The organism is Flavobacterium sp. ASV13 (assembly GCF_000745775.1).
Taxonomy (GTDB): Bacteria; Bacteroidota; Bacteroidia; order Flavobacteriales; family Flavobacteriaceae; genus Flavobacterium.
Map to the genome: position 1 here is coordinate 73,143 of NZ_JQJY01000001.1, position 17,672 is coordinate 90,814.

The 17,672-nt window shown below is 30.2% G+C and carries 17 protein-coding genes and 1 pseudogene; 7 read left to right on the forward strand and 11 right to left on the reverse strand.

Annotated elements, in window-relative coordinates:
* Window positions 1-33 precede the first annotated feature (33 nt).
* Complete coding sequence (locus GQ47_RS00300) at window positions 34-1,074, reverse strand: hypothetical protein (protein ID WP_035643545.1); 1,041 nt, start codon at window positions 1,072-1,074, stop codon at window positions 34-36.
* Between the two features lie 99 nt (window positions 1,075-1,173).
* Between GQ47_RS00300 and GQ47_RS00305 the strand changes: the two genes are divergently transcribed.
* The gene (locus tag GQ47_RS00305) at window positions 1,174-1,410 is read left to right on the forward strand and encodes a helix-turn-helix transcriptional regulator (RefSeq protein WP_035643548.1); all 237 of its coding nucleotides are present in this window, start codon (window positions 1,174-1,176) and stop codon (window positions 1,408-1,410) included.
* A 152-nt stretch (window positions 1,411-1,562) separates the two neighbouring features.
* Here GQ47_RS00305 and GQ47_RS00310 read toward each other — a convergent pair whose 3' ends face one another.
* Window positions 1,563-1,988, reverse strand: coding sequence for a hypothetical protein (locus GQ47_RS00310; RefSeq protein ID WP_035643551.1), 426 nt, complete (start codon window positions 1,986-1,988; stop codon window positions 1,563-1,565).
* A gap of 601 nt (window positions 1,989-2,589) precedes the next feature.
* On the opposite strand from GQ47_RS00310, the gene GQ47_RS00315 reads away from it, so the two are divergent.
* A complete protein-coding gene (locus GQ47_RS00315; protein WP_035643553.1) occupies window positions 2,590-4,188 on the forward strand; it encodes a hypothetical protein in 1,599 nt (532 codons plus the stop codon).
* Window positions 4,189-4,472: 284 nt separating this feature from the next.
* On the opposite strand, the gene GQ47_RS00320 is transcribed toward GQ47_RS00315, so the two are convergent.
* Window positions 4,473-4,772: a DUF1810 family protein gene (locus GQ47_RS00320; protein WP_035643555.1), complete on the reverse strand. Its 300-nt coding sequence runs from the start codon at window positions 4,770-4,772 to the stop codon at window positions 4,473-4,475.
* 549 nt (window positions 4,773-5,321) lie between these two features.
* Here GQ47_RS00320 and GQ47_RS00325 point away from each other — a divergent pair.
* The 3 genes and pseudogenes from GQ47_RS00325 to GQ47_RS00335 all read left to right on the forward strand — a co-directional run.
* Window positions 5,322-5,876, forward strand: a complete 555-nt coding sequence (locus tag GQ47_RS00325; protein ID WP_035643556.1) for a fasciclin domain-containing protein — start codon at window positions 5,322-5,324, stop codon at window positions 5,874-5,876.
* Between the two features lie 133 nt (window positions 5,877-6,009).
* On the forward strand, window positions 6,010-7,638 hold the full coding sequence (locus GQ47_RS23370; RefSeq protein ID WP_035643559.1) for a recombinase family protein: 1,629 nt from the start codon (window positions 6,010-6,012) through the stop codon (window positions 7,636-7,638).
* Window positions 7,625-7,948 (forward strand): annotated as a pseudogene (locus GQ47_RS00335) (fasciclin domain-containing protein); the annotation flags it as partial. The gene GQ47_RS23370 and the pseudogene GQ47_RS00335, both read left to right, overlap by 14 nt.
* Window positions 7,949-8,028: 80 nt before the next feature.
* Here GQ47_RS00335 and GQ47_RS00340 read toward each other — a convergent pair.
* The 8 genes from GQ47_RS00340 to GQ47_RS00375 form a co-directional block, all read right to left on the reverse strand.
* Window positions 8,029-8,874: an EamA family transporter gene (locus tag GQ47_RS00340; RefSeq protein WP_035643561.1), complete on the reverse strand. Its 846-nt coding sequence runs from the start codon at window positions 8,872-8,874 to the stop codon at window positions 8,029-8,031.
* Between the two features lie 50 nt (window positions 8,875-8,924).
* Window positions 8,925-9,068 carry a hypothetical protein gene (locus GQ47_RS00345; protein WP_035643563.1) on the reverse strand — a complete coding sequence of 48 codons (144 nt, stop codon included), beginning with the start codon at window positions 9,066-9,068 and terminating at the stop codon, window positions 8,925-8,927.
* 78 nt (window positions 9,069-9,146) lie between these two features.
* Window positions 9,147-10,580: a serine hydrolase gene (locus GQ47_RS00350; RefSeq protein ID WP_035643566.1), complete on the reverse strand. Its 1,434-nt coding sequence runs from the start codon at window positions 10,578-10,580 to the stop codon at window positions 9,147-9,149.
* 76 nt (window positions 10,581-10,656) lie between these two features.
* Window positions 10,657-12,531, reverse strand: coding sequence for a M56 family metallopeptidase (locus tag GQ47_RS00355; RefSeq protein ID WP_035643569.1), 1,875 nt, complete (start codon window positions 12,529-12,531; stop codon window positions 10,657-10,659).
* A gap of 5 nt (window positions 12,532-12,536) precedes the next feature.
* On the reverse strand, window positions 12,537-12,905 hold the full coding sequence (locus GQ47_RS00360; protein WP_035643571.1) for a BlaI/MecI/CopY family transcriptional regulator: 369 nt from the start codon (window positions 12,903-12,905) through the stop codon (window positions 12,537-12,539).
* Window positions 12,906-12,944: 39 nt separating this feature from the next.
* Complete coding sequence (locus GQ47_RS00365; protein WP_035643573.1) at window positions 12,945-14,564, reverse strand: M56 family metallopeptidase; 1,620 nt, start codon at window positions 14,562-14,564, stop codon at window positions 12,945-12,947.
* Between the two features lie 6 nt (window positions 14,565-14,570).
* On the reverse strand, window positions 14,571-14,939 hold the full coding sequence (locus GQ47_RS00370; protein ID WP_035643575.1) for a BlaI/MecI/CopY family transcriptional regulator: 369 nt from the start codon (window positions 14,937-14,939) through the stop codon (window positions 14,571-14,573).
* 163 nt (window positions 14,940-15,102) lie between these two features.
* The gene (locus GQ47_RS00375) at window positions 15,103-16,323 is read right to left on the reverse strand and encodes an MDR family MFS transporter (protein WP_035643579.1); all 1,221 of its coding nucleotides are present in this window, start codon (window positions 16,321-16,323) and stop codon (window positions 15,103-15,105) included.
* A gap of 101 nt (window positions 16,324-16,424) precedes the next feature.
* Here GQ47_RS00375 and GQ47_RS00380 point away from each other — a divergent pair, with 101 nt between their 5' ends.
* Entirely contained in the window at window positions 16,425-17,024 is a 600-nt protein-coding gene (locus tag GQ47_RS00380) for a DUF1684 domain-containing protein (protein WP_035643581.1), read from the forward strand.
* Window positions 17,024-17,671, forward strand: coding sequence for a TatD family hydrolase (locus tag GQ47_RS00385; RefSeq protein ID WP_035643584.1), 648 nt, complete (start codon window positions 17,024-17,026; stop codon window positions 17,669-17,671). The genes GQ47_RS00380 and GQ47_RS00385 overlap by 1 nt, the downstream gene beginning before the upstream one ends.
* The last annotated feature ends 1 nt before the right edge of the window (window position 17,672 follow it).

The window sequence follows — 17,672 nt, forward strand, 5'->3', positions numbered from 1 at the left end:
AGTGTTTTTACTTCAGTCAATTTTTTATGCGTATTAGTTTATTTTAAATTTTACGACTGGTCCATAGCCAACTCCATATTTATTCTTTGCAAAACTACGTATGTAAAAATAGTTTCCTAATGGATATAAATTATTAATTCTCGCTTCAAAGTAATCAGCTTTAAGAACTTCGGTTTTAACATACTTTTCAGTATTGTCAGTTTCTAAAGTCGGCACTAAAGTAATATTAGACCAGCAAAAACCATATTCTGTTATAGGGCCTCCCGAGTCACTTAGAACTCTAGCATCAAGTTCAGCCATAGACTGAGATAGTGATCTTACACCACCGGTGGTGATACTCGGAACTGTCGCTTCTTTTGTTGTAAAAGAAACGATTTCACCTAAATATATACCGAAAATAGTTTCTACGAAGCTTCGCACGTAGTATTTAGTATTAGGCATTAACTTAGAAATATTAACTGTGTATTTCTTAGTGATATAATTTTCATCAATAAGTACGGTTTTATTAATATCTACCGAAGAGGGATTTGAACTCGTAGATATGTATATACCGGCAGAAATAATCATTATTTTATCGAGATTTTCATACACAGTATTAATCGAAGCAGAGGTTGGAGTAATAGAAGTAATGCTTCCTGTATTAACTTTTGGTTCGGCTAATACTGTCTTTGCAGTAGTAAAACTTGTTTCACTTGAATATGTAATACCTAACTTTGATTGGGCATAAGCTCTAACGTAATACTTTGTATTTGCAGATAAATCTTTTAAGTTGCAATTAAAATTTCCAATGGTAACAGTAGTATTGACTTTAAAACCACTGACAGTTGGAGATGGCGAAGTACTTATACAAACACCTAATTCACTTAATCCATTATCGCCAATTGAAACTAAATTTCCAGAAACGGTTGCGGTAGTTTCAGTGATCTTTGATACTTCTAAGCTTTTAATTTCAAGAGATGTCTGGTTTTCTTCGATTGGATCTTGGGAATTTGAGTCCTCATTTGCACATCCGGTTGCAAGAATAATCGAGCATAAGAAAGTGAAGAACAATACTTTTTGTGTAAATTTCTGCATAATTAGTTTTTTTAGTTCCGAGCAAACGTACAAAAAAAAACAAAATAACATACGATAGTATGTTAAAATGTTTTGGCATTATGCAGAAATTGTCCAAGTATGGACAAGCAAGATGATTTAAAAAAATTAGGTGAAAGAATTAAGCAATTAAGGCTTGAACGTGGCTTGTCACAAGCAAAACTAGGATTGCTCATTATGAAAGATCAGCAGTCAATTTTTAAGGTCGAAGCCGGACAATTCAACCCATCTTATATTTATTTATTGGAATTAGCAAAAGGGTTAGGTATTACAATTGGTGAACTACTGGATTTTAAACAAAATGATAGTTTGAATTAAGTAATAAAGGTTTATATACTTCAGTTTATGAAGTAGTATTTATGTAAAGTGATGGAATTTTTATAAGATATATGTTATGGTATTGTGCTTTTAAGTTATAACTTGCTTCATGTTACATTTATGCGCAATTGGTATTTTTGTTCATTTTGAATCTAATTTAAAATATCATTTAATATCAAATTTCTCCTAACTCGGCGGTAGTCGTCACCGTGATGATACATGTAATTTTCACGATTTTCTTTGTCCCAGATTTTGATTAATGGAGATATTTTAAATGCACCACCACTACACCGATGCATGATGAAGTTAAAGTCTTGGTAAGATACTTGTTGCCAATCTCCCCTTAATATATTGTCTATATTTACATTAAAAATTTTGTAATCTATTTTTATAATTTCATCAGTAGCTTCAAATATAAAATCAGGTTTAATAGATTTTATTTTTCTTTTTATCTTGGTTAGTTCGCTTTTAAATTTTTTTGTAAAGTGTGAGTTTTCTTCGTACGTATAAAGTGAAAACAAGTAATATTCATTTAGGATTTTATATTCGTCAATTAAAAGTTGTTTAATTTCTTTCATTTATGTTAGCTTATTTTATACAGTATATATTAAAAAATTAATATTGAAATGAAATCTTAAAGATAATTTAGGGAATAATTTTTTCTAATAGTTTGATGAGTACATAAATTTTGTTTGTGATCTAGCAATTAATAGAAAATATTATCATAATGTAAAATGTACTTTATTCTAGCAGATTTGAAGAAATAAATGCTGGATTTGTGTAATGAATTATTAAATAAAATTTGGTCTAAGTCTATGATGTGAAGTTTCAGTTTTGATTACCTGAAAATTTAAAAAAAGAGTTGCTCTGTAATGAATGTAGATGTAAACGTGTATGTTAATTGATATTTTTTCTTTGTTTTTGAATAATTCTGTGTTTTTACAAGAATATAAGTTACAATAATAATCCATACCGTTTCTTATGTTATACATTTAATTTAAAAATAAATAATACTCTAGGTTTGTATTGCTTATCTACTGAATACTTAAAGATAACATATCTGTAATTTACTAGAGTTGAATTAGTATTTTATTAATTTTTGATAAATATGTCTGGTATTTAAAACTTTAGTTAAAGGTGTTGCTATAATTTTTATATATATAATAAAAATTAAATATTATGAAACAATTAATTATAGTTAATCCGGTAAAAAACTTTTTCACAGAAAAAATTACAGACATATTAACCGCAAAAATAGATTACGTAAATATTGAATTACCAATAAAAAAAGAATCACTAAATAGATATAAAGAAAGTTATAATAGAAGAAGTAGAACAATCAATACATCTAATAAATTAACTAATATTTTAAATTTATTTATAAATATTAATAATACATCTATCAATTATGATGTTCTAAATATTAAGACTTCAAATAAGACTTTATCTATTGATTTCACGGCTATTAAGGCATATTATGAGTATGATAATTATAGTAATATTTACGCACAAATCCCGTTATTTTTCGAAGATGTAAATGTCATAAAAATACCAAAAAAAGTTGAAGTTGCTGTCAAACATATTCCCAACAAGTTATTGCAGGAAATTCATTCAGATACATCGGTTGCAAGGGAATTATGCCTTCTTTTTATTATGCATCTAAACTCAACTTATTTCACAATTATTGACGGTACAAACCCAGATGGTTGGAAAGCACTTAGCGCAAAATATCTACGTGATTTTTTTACCTTAAATTCTGGTCTTTATTTAAAAATTATAGATGCTTTAGAATATAAAATAAAGACTGGGTCTATTCTGGAATGTGATGGAATATATATCGTTGGTGAGAAGAGTTATAAATATAGGTTAGGAGAAGCTTACATTGGTAAAGGATTTACTTCCTATGAGGTAAAAACTGAAAAAGCAATAGCCCTTTTAAATAATTTCTATATTAATAAAATTAGAGATGCTAATCATAATATTATATGTAAAAATTTAATAAAATTTTATTCAAAAGTTACGTTGCCAACCGAGCAAGAAATTTTAAGAGAAGCAGACAGACTGATAAAAAGTAAATATATAACTAAAAAGGGGAAGAAATTAACCAAGCTTAATAATCAAAGTAAAAATTATTTTAAAAATCCTGAAAATCGCTCTTTTGTAGAGGATGCAGTTTTAATTTTTAAATATTTGACAGATAATGGTTTGATGATTCCGAGAATAGGTGGTGAAGCAAGTGGAGGAAGGGCAGTGGATTCTTTTACACTTATGCCCTCTTGGATTCGCAATCTTGTGAAGGTTAATGGTAAACCGTTTAAAGAATGTGATTTTAATTGTCTTCATCCTAATATTTCTATGACTTTATATGGTGGTAATAAAAGATTTTTAAATCATGCAGATTTAGTGGAAGAGTTAAAGATTCCATTAGAGATAATAAAAATTGAACATCTTTCATTTTTTAATAAAGAGATCTGGCAAATGAAAAAATCGCCTCTCTACGAATACTATAATAATTATGAGCCGATAATGTTGAAGAGAATCATTAAAGAAAAATGTAACAATAAAAATAAACACAAAATAACATCCAGAAGATTATTTGCAACGGAAGTTAATATAATGACTGATGTAATTAAGCAACTAAATTTAAATAATATTTATGTGGGATATGTTTATGATGCTCTTTTTTTTGATCAAAAACATGGAGAATATATAAAAGAAATTATGGATGAAGTTGTGCAAAAACATGGAATTTATACAGTTGCCAAATTATCTGCATAGTCTTCTAATTATTAATTGGTACGGAGGCTTATGGTGCATCCCTATCTTTTTCAATTGATCTATTACAAGAAATAAATTTTATTAATAATAAGCTATGGTCAGTGAAGTATTTTATAAAAAATTGGAAAAGGTAATTGAGAGTTCGGATGCGAAAATCATGCTTTACATGTTTATTAATCTGAAATAAAATAGTATTTTAAAACTTTTAATGAAATATAATATATATAAAAAAGAGCTGATTAGCTCTTTTTTATACCTGCACTATAGGTTTTATCTTTAGAGATTTAGAGTCTGGAATGGTCTGTAGCCCTTTTGTGTTTTTTATTTCTGTCTATGGCGCTTATTATTTTATAATTGACATAATTACTGGTTTCCAAACCTCTTAGCTGCGGAAAAACAAACCACATCCAAGAAAACATCAATGGTACATTATCAATTTCTGTAAAATGAACATTTAAATCCTTTCTTAAGTTTTCTGACAACCATTTTGCATCACAACTTTTAACTTTCTTAATTGCATTTTTAAGACTTCTAAGACGATTTTTTGAATATTCTAAATTTTCTTGTTTTTGTTCTACTAACATATTTTTAATTAATTAATATAGAGATACTTTGTTGTACTCTATTTGTTCCGTAAAGGAATGTTTATAATTACTTTTTACACTGGTATTTAATCAGTAACCATTAGAATGGAATAATGCTGTAGTTTGTTTGGTGATACAAATCTACAATAATGTAATTTGTTTTACAAATTGAAAATTTCACAATATCTGTGTTTATCTAATATTTTGTATATGTTGTTTTGAATTATTTCCTGTTTTTTAACTAAATTACTGATTATTGCTTAGTATTATAAGTTTTTTTCTTTCTCAATATTTTGTATATGATTGTAAAGAGGAGTATAGTATTAGTATACAACAGAATTTCATAAAAATTCATTTAAAAAAAAATAATTTTTAGCGATTTATAAGAATGTAGAAACATAGGACTATTCAAGATTTTAATCGTTTAAACCTCCTTTTCTTTATTGTAATGGTTTGTGGGAATTTATTTTTTTTTATATTATTTTTTGATTTAAAAAAACCAAATGAAGTTTTAAAGCGTAAATGAATTCATAACTTAAAATATAAATTATGAAAACTAGAAATTTTTTAGCCGTAGCAATCTTAACACTTGGATTTGCATTTACATCTTTTGCACAAAAAACAGTAATGGTAGGGGGAGCAGCAATGTATCCTAACAAAAATATTGTCGAAAATGCCGTAAACTCAAAAGACCATACAACTTTAGTTGCTGCTGTAAAAGCCGCGGGTTTAGTTGAAACATTACAAAGTAAAGGGCCATTCACTGTTTTTGCTCCCACGAACGAAGCTTTTGAAAAGCTACCAAAAGGTACAGTTGAAACGTTATTGAAACCAGAAAATATCAAAATGTTGCAAACAATCTTAACCTACCATGTTGTAGCTGGGAAAATGAATGCATCTGATATTGCAAAAGCAATTAAAATGGGTAAAGGAAAGGCAGTGCTTAAAACAGTAAGCGGTGGAACCTTAACAGCTTGGATGGATGGCAAAGATTTATACATCAGTGACGAGAGTGGGAATAAAGCCAAAGTTACAATCGCTGATGTTAATCAATCAAATGGTGTTATTCATGTCGTGGATACCGTTTTACTGCCAAAAAAATAATTAAAATCCCTATAAATTTCTTAAATGCCTTATTTTTATAAGGCATTTTTTTATTATAATTCAATAAGGTTAAATTATTTTGTAGGGGTATAAACTTTTATTCTATTTTTGTATAAAAGGATAAATTAATAGAATGAAATTAGGTATATATTGTAGGATTAGTAGAATTAAAGATGGAAATGATTTAAGCATTAAGGACCAACAGCAAAAAGGAATTGAAAAAGCCAAGGAACTTAAATTACCATATGATATATATATTGATGAAGGTTTAAGTGGAGCTTCAGAAAAGATAGAAGATCGGCCGGAATTTGAAAGATTTATTGGAGACGTCACCAATGGAATGTTGACGCACGTTTTTGCTTATGATCAATCAAGATTCGAACGGAATCCTCAAATAAGATTTGTAATTAACGACTTATTCAAAAAGCATAAGATTATCTATATTACTCAATTGGATGGGATCGTTGATTTGCATGATCCTCAACAAGAATTCTTCGGAGATTTATTATCAGTCATCAATAAATATCATGTGACAACTACTAAATTAAAAGTAAAGTCAGCTTTAAAAGTCAGAGTAAAAGAAGGAAAGTCAAGAGGTTTAAGGCCCTATGGCTATACCGCAGATTCTAGTGGACTATTAATAATTAAAGAAGATGAAGCAGAAATAGTCAAAAGGATTTATGCTTTAACAATTGAAGGGCATGGAGCTAGAGCAATTTCAACAATATTTAATGATGAAAAAATACCAACAAGAATGAATTTGGTCGAAAAAGGAACAATGAAAATGACCAATAAATATACCGGTATAACTATATATAAGGATAAAAAACAAATACTTTGGTCACCTAATACGATTGTTGGCATAATTAAAAATACCCTATATAAAGGGGAAAGAAATTATTCTGGGGAGGTTTATGATGCTATGCCTCTGTTCACAAAAGAATATTGGGAGAAGGCTAATGATTCACTGAGTAAAAAGAAGAGTTATATTTCAAACTCACCAGTCCATCAGTTTTTGCTGAAAGGTTTAATGCGTTGTGGAAAATGTGGCAGAAACTATTATGGAATAAGAAAATTGAATAAACATGATAATCACTATGTTTGTTCGTCGACTCGTTTAACGGGTGGTAAATGTGGTAATCGTCGCGTTAACATAGATAAAATAGAAACGATACTTTGGGATAATTTATTTGCATCTGGTTTAATCGTCGAAAGACTTTCAAAAGACTTTTTTGATAATAATACTCAGACTAAAAATGAAATATTAAAAAGAGAAATAAAAGAAATTTCAAATCAAAACACTACACTTTCAACAGAAAAAGAAAAGGCAATTAATCTGGTGATAAAGGGCCTTATCCAGGAGTCTGATATTCAAAAAATTCTCTTTAATTTAGATAAATCAATTTCTGATAATACGATCAAAATAAACGAATTATCAAATAAAATTAGCTTAAATGAAAACTCTGTTTCTGTTATGGCGTATATCAAAAAAGAATTTAATGCTTTTTTAAATATCAGTTCCTTTGAAGCAAAAAGGAAAATTGTAAATGATATAATAGAAAATATCTTAGTTAATTTTGATGAAGAGAAAGGAGAATTTTTATTTAAGATTGATTATAAAATTAATATAAATCAAGATGTTTTAAATGTTAATATGAAGGATAAACTAACTTTTGATGCTACAACACCACATGAGCGTATGATGAAAGGAGTTGTAAATAATATTATAAATGGTCCCCACACATCTAAATCTAACCTTTGATAAATTACCAGCAGGAACTGTTGAAACTTTATTGAAACCAGAGAACAAAAAGATGCTTCAAAATATCTTAACATATCATGTTGCCGCTGGAAAATGGAATGCATCAGATATTGCAAAAGCAATTAAAGCTGGTAAAGGAAAAGCAACTATAAAAGCTGTTAACGGTGGAACTCTTACTGCTTGGATGGATGGAAAAGATTTGTATATAACAGATGAAAACGGAAATAAATCAAAAGTAACAATTGCAGATGTGAACCAATCAAATGGTGTGATTCATGTTGTCGATGCTGTTTTGCTTCCGAAAAAATAATATTTAATCAAATTCCAATCTTTAAAATTCCAAATCCCAATTTAAAAGTTGGAATTTGGAATTTTAAAAATTAGATTTTTTTATTTTTTAGTTGTTAAAGTTGATCCTGCAGAAGCGACTACGACACAAACAACAGCCAAAATTTCATAGAAACTTAAGTTTTCTTCTAGAAAAATAAAAGCACAAATTGAAGCTGCAGCCGGTTCTAAGCTCATCAAAATACTGAAAGTACGAGGAGGAAGTTTTCCTAAAGCTTTCATTTCTAAAGTGAACGGAATTGCACTTGACAATAATGCAAGAGCAACACCCATTCCGAAAAGCCTTGGAGTAAGATTTACAAGTCCATTTTCGAAAATTCCAAAAGGCAAAACCAGAATTGCTGCTAACAACATTCCGGTTGAAACAGCTGTACCTTCATTCATTATTTTTGAAATTTTACCTCCAAAAACAATATAAGCTGCCCATAAAGCTCCAGCAATTAAAGCAAAAAGAACACCTAAAGTATCTAAGCGTTCATTTGTCCAGGGAGCAATCAACAGAATGCCGATTCCAGCTAATAAAACCCATAAATAATCAATCAGACGTTTTGATCCAATAATCGCAAGCAATAACGGACCAATAAATTCTAAAGTAACCGCAAGTCCAATTGGGATTCTTTCAATTGCAAAATAAAAAATCAAATTCATAGCACCTAAAGAAAGCCCATACGGAATGACAACTTTCCATTGCGTTTTTGTAATTGCTTTTAAATTTGGCCTATAAACCAATAAAAGAATGATTGCAGAAACACCAATTCTGATAGATGCTGTACCTGCCGCTCCAAGTGTTGGGAATAAAGTTTTAGCAATTGCTGCACCACATTGTACGCTAATAATTGCAAGCAATACAGCCTGAACAGGAGGAAGGTTGATTTTTTTGTTTTTCATGAATCGAAGAGCAGAAAAGCGTAAAAGATTTTCTGCTTAAAAGTATTTGATTAATTACCTAATGCTTTCTTGGTAATATAAGCACGATATCCGATAATTGCCATTTGCCATTTTTTGGCTTTTGAAATATCTAGACCTTGTTTCGTAAAACTAGGTAGAAGCATTTTGTTTAATTTGGCTAGAAATTTATACATAGTAGGTTTGTTTCTTCAAAGATATGAAAAAAGACTTTGCGTTAAAACAAAGTCTTTTAGGGTATAAAAATTGAAAGTTTAAATTTTTAGAATAAGATTTTGATCTCCTTCAGTTTCTTTATTTATGGCATTTTTTGGCGCTTCCATCCAGCCACTTTTGTTGATTACAAACTTAAATAAATGCGTTTTGTTTTTTTCAAACTGAGATATAGGAACAGCTAATTCAAACGTATTTTTGTTTTTTCGAATCATTTGAAAATTTTTATCATCGGGATTCCAATTGTCGAATGAACCTGCAATTGAAACGCTTTTTACTAAGTCGGCATTTAAAGCTTTATCGTGTATATAACTAAAAACTACATTATCATTGACTATTTTATATCCGTAAATTCCGGATTGCTTTTTGTATTCATTTAATAAATCATTTGAAAGACTTACAATGGCTTCGCCTAAAGCATTTCCCGTATTTTCATCGCTTATATTTACAATGATCGAAAGCCCTAATTGTCGTTCAGGATAAACAACAAGCATATTTTGAGTCCCAAAAGCGCCGCCATGTTTCCAGCAGTTTTTTCCATTGTCGTCAACTTCAATATGATCCCAAAAATAGCCGTTCCAGATGGTAGGACTATTTAAGAGATTTCGTTGTGATTCCTGAACAATTTTATCTTTTGTATTTAATTCATAAGCAATGAATTTGGTTAAATCACCTAAAGTAGATTTTAAGCGTCCGGCAGCTCCCCAAAGATTATCTGAAATCTGTGGCATTAAAGTCCCTTTTAGATTATAACCATTTGCAACAATAACATTCGAACTCAAATTTATCCCTGTTGATGTCATTTTAAGTTTTGAAAGAATATGTTCATTTAAAAGTGTTTCGTAATTTTTATGGTAAACATTTTCTAAAATATGAGCTGTAAGGTTTAAACTTCCGTTGCTGTATTTGAATTTTGTTCCAGGTAAAGTATCCAATTGAATTGTTTTTAAATCTTCAAAGAATTTTTCCCGACTATAGGATTCGTCTAATTTTTTGAAAGCCAAATAACTGCTGTCGTTTCGATTTTTGCGTAATTCTGAAGTATCAGGAAGATCTTTGTTGAAACCAGTTCTAAAAGAAACTAAATCTTTAATGGTAATTGGTGTTCCATGATATTCCAAATTAGGATAAGAACCCGTAATGTATTTTCGGATATCATCGTCTGGATTAAGTTTTCCTTCTAAAACTGCTTGAGCGGCAAGCAAACCTGTAAACAATTTAGTTATTGATGCAACTTCAAAAACAGTATTGTTATTAGCAATATTCTCTTTTCCTTTATCAATTTCACCATAATGACGAGTGTAGGTTTCACCATTTTTTACAACTCCAATAGAAATAGAATTTGCTTTTGATTTTTGCATTAAAATTGAAGCCGCTTTGTCCATTGCTATGAAGATGCTCTTTTCAGCGTTTTTTTGTTGCGCTAAAATTGATAGCGAAAAGTGTAAAAACAGGACTAAATAATATTTTTTCATTTTACGGTTTTAAAATTAAATATTAATAGAAAAACCAGTGTTTTTGCACTGGTTTTTACATTGTTATTTGAAAATATTAAGCTTTCTTATCTGCTTTCTCTGCCGCTCTTCTGTCTCTTTCTTGCATCTTCATATCTTTAGCATGCTGTTTCATTTGTTTTGCATGTTCCTTCATATCTTTTTCATGCTGTTTCATGTCAAGTTCATATCGTCTCATGTCTAACTCATATTGCTTCATGTTATTTTCGTAATCTGAGTCATTGCCAAATTTCATTTTCATGTCGATATTGAATTTATCCATGTTCATATTGAATTTCTGCATGGCAATTTCATATTGTTCCATTTGTTTTTCAAAAATGACTTCACGTTTAGACATGATTTCTTCTACTGCGTCACCATATGCAGACATAGCATCGATGTTAGGTTGAAATTTTTCCATTTTTTTCTCAAATTCGGCTATTTCTTTTTCAAACTGAGCCATTGCAACTTTATCTTTTGGATCTCTTGGCGCTCTAGGAGGTTTAGGCATTTTTGACATATCAATAGCTGGAGCTGGAGGAAGTGCTCCTGCAGGGAATACTGGTGGTGTAGGAGGAACTGGCGCAACCATACCCGGAGCACTTGGTGGAGCAGGCGCATCTGGAGCTTCTGGAGCATCATCTGAATTTTTAAAATCGGTAATAACTACATTCTGAGTTTTAACCATTGTTGGCGCTTCAGGGCTTTCTTCAGTAGTTAAAGTGACGTTTTTAGCACCATTATCATTAGTGTCTAACACAATACTGCAATCTTTTATTGCTTTTGTGCTGTTTACTTGTATAATTTGTTTTTTGCCGTTTTCTTTAACAATCTGAATTTTGATACTTGTAATTTCGTTGTTGCTGTTTCTTTTTAAATCTGAAATTACTACATCAATATTGTGTTCTGATTTTAATTTTGCTGTTAAGTCTTTTAATTCCTGATCTGTAGTCGATTTAGTAATTTTAAAAACTTGAGTATCCTCGTTTTTTGTTACAGCAGTTTTTTCTGCCAAAGCTTTTTTCTCCTGTGCAATCGTTTTTATTTGGAATAAAAATACAAAAGCTGCGAGGGCCGGAATTACAGCGTAATATTTCCAGTAATTCCATTTTTTTGATTGATTTTTGTTTAACATGACAATTCGTTTTTTGATTAATGATTGATAAAAATGATTGGTGATTGCAACACAAGTTTCATGTGTTGTTATTTTTAAAAGCGTGTATTGATACGCTTTTTTGTCTGATAATTTTTTTGAAGCTTCGTTATCGGCAATAAATTCTAAATTTTGCAAAATTGCTTTTTTGTATAGCCAGATAATTGGATTGAACCAAAAAAGAATACAGAAAATCCTAGAAATTATTACATCAATAGTATGATATTGATCGCTGTGCACTTTTTCATGTTCTAAAATACTTTGCAGTTCTGCTTCGCTGTACAGTGATGAGTTGTAAACGATATAATCGAAATAAGAAAAAGGAGCAATGTTTTCAGTAACATCAACAAACTTGAAATCTTCTTGCTGTTTTATTTTTTTTCCTTTTAAAACCGAATTTAAACTGTAAAAATCAATAGCAAATTTTAGCATAAAAGCAGCAAATCCAATTGCGTAAATAGCTAGTGAAACCAGATTCCAGTTTATTTCAAAAGATTCTTCTTCAACAACTGGCAAATGATTATATGTTGAAACATAATTATGACTAACAGAAGCAGTAGCAGTTTGAACAACAGGTGAATAAATTATAGGAGCTGGATCAACCCAAACTACTTTAGTATAAATCACAAAAGGCAAAACAACTGAAGTGATTAATCCGGCCAATAAAAAATATCGGTTACTGGTAAAAAAAGTCTCTTTACGCAATAAAAAATAATAGGCAAAATAGAATAATGCTATTAAACTGCCAGATTTGATGATAAAGGTGAAAAGTGCTTCCATAACGATTATTTTTCTTCTTTTGGATTTTCAATCATTGCTAAGATTTCTCGTAATTCGTTTGCCGAAATTTTCTCTTCTTTGGCAAAAAACGAAACCATGCTTTTATAAGAGCTGTTGAAATAATTATCAATTGCGGTGCTCATAAAACCTTTTCGGTATTCTTCAATACTCACAATTGGATAATATTGATGCGTATTTCCAAAAGCATTATGGCCGACATATCCTTTTTCTTCAAGATTGCGCACAATAGTCGAAAGCGTGTTATAATGCGGTTGTTCTTCAGTAATTTCAGCCTGAATTTCTTTTACAAAAGCTTTTCTAAGCTTCCATAAAATGTGCATTATTTCTTCTTCTTTGTTGGTTAACTTTTGCATTATTTTGGTTTTGGCTGTTAATTAATGGGTTAGATGTATTTATTTTTTTGTTTCTATAATAACAACACCGTCTTTCGCTTCTTCTCCGTATTTTTTTATGGCATTTTTCCCAGTCAATACTGTTACAGTTTCCATCTTTAACTTATTCATATCATCAATCGTAACTATATTTTTTGTTATAGTTCCATCAACAATTACTAATGGTGGTAAGTTATTAGAAACATTTGTACCATTTCTTAAAATCATAATACTGCTATTTGACTTACCGTCACTATTTGTGCTTACACTGACAGATGTATTAGCGTTAACATTTACATTTACATTATCGCTAGTATTTGTGCTACTACTTGTAGTAACGCTTGTATGAGTATTATCAGTAGTTTTAACATCAGAGTTTATTTTAGAATTTTCAACACTTTTTACTTTAACTTTTCTTTCTTTATTGACAACTTTTATCTGATTTTCTGAATTTTCAGAAGCAAAATCAATTTTTATAGATCCGTCATCTTCTGTTGTAACAATAATTTGGCAATCTTTAATAGCTTTGCTTCCATTAACCATAAAAGTTTGGTTTTGTTCAGAGCCTTTTTTTACTGCAACTCTAATAGCGGTAATTTCGTTGTTTGAGTTTCTTTCAACATCAGAAATAGAAGCTACAACATCATATTTTTTCTTTAAATTTTCCGCAATTTCTTTTAATTCCTGATCTGTAGTTGTTTTGGTAATTTTATAATTGTCTACAGATTTGCTTTCCTTTAGAACTTCTTTTTTGCTGACTTGTCTTTCTTTTGCAATTACTTCGACTTGAAATAACAAAACAAAAGCGGCAAGTGCTGGAATTACAACATAGTATTTCCAAGAATTCCTTTTTCGTGATTGATTCTTGTTTAACATAACAATTCGTTTTTTGATTAATGATTGATAAAAATGATTGGTGATTGCAATACAGCTTTCGTGAGTTGTGATTTTTAAAAGCGTGTATTGATACGCTCTTTTATCTGATAACTTTTTTGCGGCTTCTTTGTCGGCAATAAATTCCAGATTTTGAGCGATTGCTTTTTTGTAAAGCCAGATAACTGGATTAAACCAAAACAGCAGACAAAAAATGCGGGCTACCAAAATATCTGCAGTATGATTTTGATCGCTGTGCACTTTTTCGTGCTCGATGATATTCTCTAATTCTGATGAAGTGTACATTGATGAGTTGTAAACTATATATTCAAAATAGGAGAAAGGAGCAATATTTTCGTTGGTATCAATAAATTTGAAATCAGCTTGTTGTTGAATTTTCTTTCCTTTTAAAACAGATTGTAGACTGTAAAAGTCTAAGGCAAATTTTATTAATAAGATTAAAAAACCGAGGCCATAAACCGCAAGAAGAACATAATTCCAATTAATTTCAAAAGTTTCGTTTGGAATATTGTGAGAAAGAGGCACTTTAATTTGACTTAGATTAAAGTTTGAAACCGGAGCAGGGTTGACTAAAATTGTTTTAGAATAAACCAAAAATGGCAATAAAGCTGAAGTTCCCAGACCTGCCAGTAAAAACCATCTATTGGTATTGAAGAATGTTTCTTTGCGAAGTAAAAAATGATAAACACAATAAAACATTACAACTAAACCTGCTGATTTTGCTATATATATGAAAAGTGCTTCCATAAACGACTATTTTTCTTCTTTCGGATTTTCTATCATAGCCAGGATTTCACGTAATTCTGCTGCCGAAATTTTTTCCTCTTTAGCAAAAAACGAAACCATATTTTTATAAGAACTATTGAAGTAGTTGTCAATAGCGGTTTTCATATACTTTTTACTATACGCTTCCAAAGTTACAGTAGGGTAATATTGATGCGTATTTCCAAAAGCATTGTGCGCCACAAAACCTTTTTCCTCAAGATTGCGGACAATAGTCGAAAGTGTATTGTAATGCGGCTGGTCTTCAGTAATTTCTGCCTGAATCTCTTTTACAAAAGCTTTTTTAAGCTTCCATAAAATCTGCATAATTTCTTCTTCTTTATTTGTTAACTTTTGCATGTCTCCTAATTTTAATTCAAACCTACAACTATTTTTGTAGTTACGCAACTATAAATATAGTTATTTAACTATTTTTTAAGTTTGAATTGCCATTTAGGCGTGCGAAATTATTTCAATTTAAAATTAATAAATTGAATTTAAATGAGTTAAGTAAAAACAAACTTTATGATTTTTTTTTGGTATGTACCAATTTATTAAGCCAAAAACAGCAAAGTAATGCTAGTAAACCCAGTGTTCCCATAATCAACCAATTGATTTGGTAGTTATAATGCGCAATAATTTCCAATCCCGTTTTAGAACTGACAATATGAGCCAGACTGAAACTCATGGTGTAAAACCCCATATATTGGCCTTCCTGACCTTTTGGTGCGCGACTTAATGCTACTGCATTCACAAACGGGAAAGAGAAAATCTCTCCAAATGTGAGTAATACAATACTGATTACAAGAATTCCAACCCAGGAATCAAATAGTAGAATAAAGTAGCCAGCGGCAATAAAAAAGCAACCGTAAGCAATATTTTTAATTTTATTTACTCCTTTTCGCTCTAGAGTACTTACAATGGGCATTTCTAATAGAAATACTAATAAACCATTTATAGATAAAAGCATACCAGTTTGAAATTCGCTAAGTCCAAACTTCTCATTATGATATAAAGGTAAAGTTGAAAATATTTGCAGAAAAACCATAAATGTAACAAAACTGATAAAAAGCAGTAACCAAAAAGGTTTGTCTTTATAGATGGATTTTGGCAAATCTGATAAAACGATATTTTCTTTATTTATTGGTGTTTTCTTTTTTTCCTTAATATAAAATGCGAAAATTGAAATTGCAATCATACAAGTAATACCGTCAACCCAAAATAGGCCTTGATATCCCATTCCTATAATTATTAATCCGCCTAATGCCGGACCAGCAGTGAAACCAAGATTTACTGCTAAGCGTACTAAAGACAATGCACGAACTCTGTTTTCTGGTTTTGCGTATACACTTAGTGATACAAACATGGCAGGACGAAACATATCTGAAATTGCCATTATTATAAACATGGCAAAACATAATCCCCAAAATGTTGTGACAAATTGTAATAAGATAAATAGAATTCCGCTGGTAAAAAGACTGAAAATCATGATTTTGTAAAACCCAATTTTGTCACTCAATTTTCCTCCTAACCAGGAACCTAACATAGAACCTAATCCAAAGGAAACCATAATCCAGCCCACTTCGCCATAAGTAAATTGTAAATCTTCTTTTAAATATTTAGATAAAAAGGGCAAAACCATTGTTCCTGCTCTATTGATAAAAGTAATTAATGCAAGAATCCAAACTTCGTGAGTGAAACCCTTAAAATTATTAATGTAGCGACCTAAGGCAGTTTTAAGCATTGTAGAATTATTCTTATTTGCAACAAAGTTAGGAAACTTTGTCACGTTTTACCGTTGTTGCTTTGTTACTTTTGAACTATTTTTGCGTAAAATTTCTAACTATGAAAAAAGCGATTATTCTTATTGTCTGGATGATTTTTAGTTTTGGCTATAGCCAAAAAAAGTTTAGTTACGGTGAAGTTGCAAATTTCCAGACGACGATCAATTCTGAATATGCTGACGCTAAGACTAGCCCATTGATGGAAGAGGATTTGAAGACTTTTAAATCTTTAGATTTTTATCCGATTAATGGGAAATATTTTGTGATTGCAAAATTTGAAAAGGCAAAAAATGAGAAAGTTTTCGAAATGAAAACTACAGGAACCCGAACTCCAAAATATATAAAATACGGAACGCTATCTTTTACTTTAGAAGGAAAAGCACTGAAATTGAATGTTTACAGAAGTATTGATCTTTCGAAACAAGAACAATATAAGGATCATTTATTTTTGCCTTTTTCAGACTTAACCTGTGGAAAAGAAAGCTATATCGGCGGAAGATATATTGATTTGAAAATTCCGAAAGGAAACACAATTGCAATCGATTTTAACCAGGCTTATAATCCGTATTGTGCTTACAATCATAAATATTCTTGCCCGCTTGTTCCTCTAGAGAACGATTTAAATATAGAAATCAAAGCGGGAGTGAAAACGTTTCATTAATGGAGTTCTTTAACTTTCATACACATCAGTTTACAAATCAATCCAATGTTTTGGAATTGGTAAATCAGTATCCTCATGAATTTGATACTTCAATTCCGTTTTATTCTATTGGGATTCACCCTTGGTACATTTCAGAAGAAAGATTAGAAACAGATTTGAAAATTATTGAAGAAAAACTACAAACAGAAAATTGTTTGGCAATTGGCGAATGCGGATTAGATAAACGAATTGAAAAAGCTTTTGAAATTCAGATTTCAGTTTTTGAAAAACAATTGGCGTTGGCTGAAAAATATAAAAAACCGGTCGTAATTCATTGCGTTGCGGCTTTTCAAGAAGTGATAGAAATCAAAAAGAAATTGAAAATTTCAGTTCCAATGATTATTCACGGATTTTCAAAGAACAGTCAGCTCGCGAATCAGCTAATTGCAGCAGGATTTTATATTTCATTTGGCAAATATTTGCTAAGAAATCCAGAATTAAAAACAGTTTTTCAGAATGTTCCAAATGATAAATTTCTGTTAGAAACGGATACAATTGAAGAAAATATTCAACAGGTTTATGATTTAGCAGCAGAATATAAAGGTTTGAATTTAAAAGAATTACAAAGTATTATTTCAAGTAATTATAAAGATATATTTGAGAAGTAAG

Coding starts and splice junctions, on each gene's coding strand:
- GQ47_RS00300 (WP_035643545.1), bottom strand. CDS start 1,074: ATGCAGAAATTTACACAAAAAGTATTGTTCTTCACTTTCTTATGCTCG.
- GQ47_RS00305 (WP_035643548.1), top strand. CDS start 1,174: ATGGACAAGCAAGATGATTTAAAAAAATTAGGTGAAAGAATTAAGCAA.
- GQ47_RS00310 (WP_035643551.1), bottom strand. CDS start 1,988: ATGAAAGAAATTAAACAACTTTTAATTGACGAATATAAAATCCTAAAT.
- GQ47_RS00315 (WP_035643553.1), top strand. CDS start 2,590: ATGAAACAATTAATTATAGTTAATCCGGTAAAAAACTTTTTCACAGAA.
- GQ47_RS00320 (WP_035643555.1), bottom strand. CDS start 4,772: ATGTTAGTAGAACAAAAACAAGAAAATTTAGAATATTCAAAAAATCGT.
- GQ47_RS00325 (WP_035643556.1), top strand. CDS start 5,322: ATGAAAACTAGAAATTTTTTAGCCGTAGCAATCTTAACACTTGGATTT.
- GQ47_RS23370 (WP_035643559.1), top strand. CDS start 6,010: ATGAAATTAGGTATATATTGTAGGATTAGTAGAATTAAAGATGGAAAT.
- GQ47_RS00340 (WP_035643561.1), bottom strand. CDS start 8,874: ATGAAAAACAAAAAAATCAACCTTCCTCCTGTTCAGGCTGTATTGCTT.
- GQ47_RS00345 (WP_035643563.1), bottom strand. CDS start 9,068: ATGTATAAATTTCTAGCCAAATTAAACAAAATGCTTCTACCTAGTTTT.
- GQ47_RS00350 (WP_035643566.1), bottom strand. CDS start 10,580: ATGAAAAAATATTATTTAGTCCTGTTTTTACACTTTTCGCTATCAATT.
- GQ47_RS00355 (WP_035643569.1), bottom strand. CDS start 12,531: ATGGAAGCACTTTTCACCTTTATCATCAAATCTGGCAGTTTAATAGCA.
- GQ47_RS00360 (WP_035643571.1), bottom strand. CDS start 12,905: ATGCAAAAGTTAACCAACAAAGAAGAAGAAATAATGCACATTTTATGG.
- GQ47_RS00365 (WP_035643573.1), bottom strand. CDS start 14,564: ATGGAAGCACTTTTCATATATATAGCAAAATCAGCAGGTTTAGTTGTA.
- GQ47_RS00370 (WP_035643575.1), bottom strand. CDS start 14,939: ATGCAAAAGTTAACAAATAAAGAAGAAGAAATTATGCAGATTTTATGG.
- GQ47_RS00375 (WP_035643579.1), bottom strand. CDS start 16,323: ATGCTTAAAACTGCCTTAGGTCGCTACATTAATAATTTTAAGGGTTTC.
- GQ47_RS00380 (WP_035643581.1), top strand. CDS start 16,425: ATGAAAAAAGCGATTATTCTTATTGTCTGGATGATTTTTAGTTTTGGC.
- GQ47_RS00385 (WP_035643584.1), top strand. CDS start 17,024: ATGGAGTTCTTTAACTTTCATACACATCAGTTTACAAATCAATCCAAT.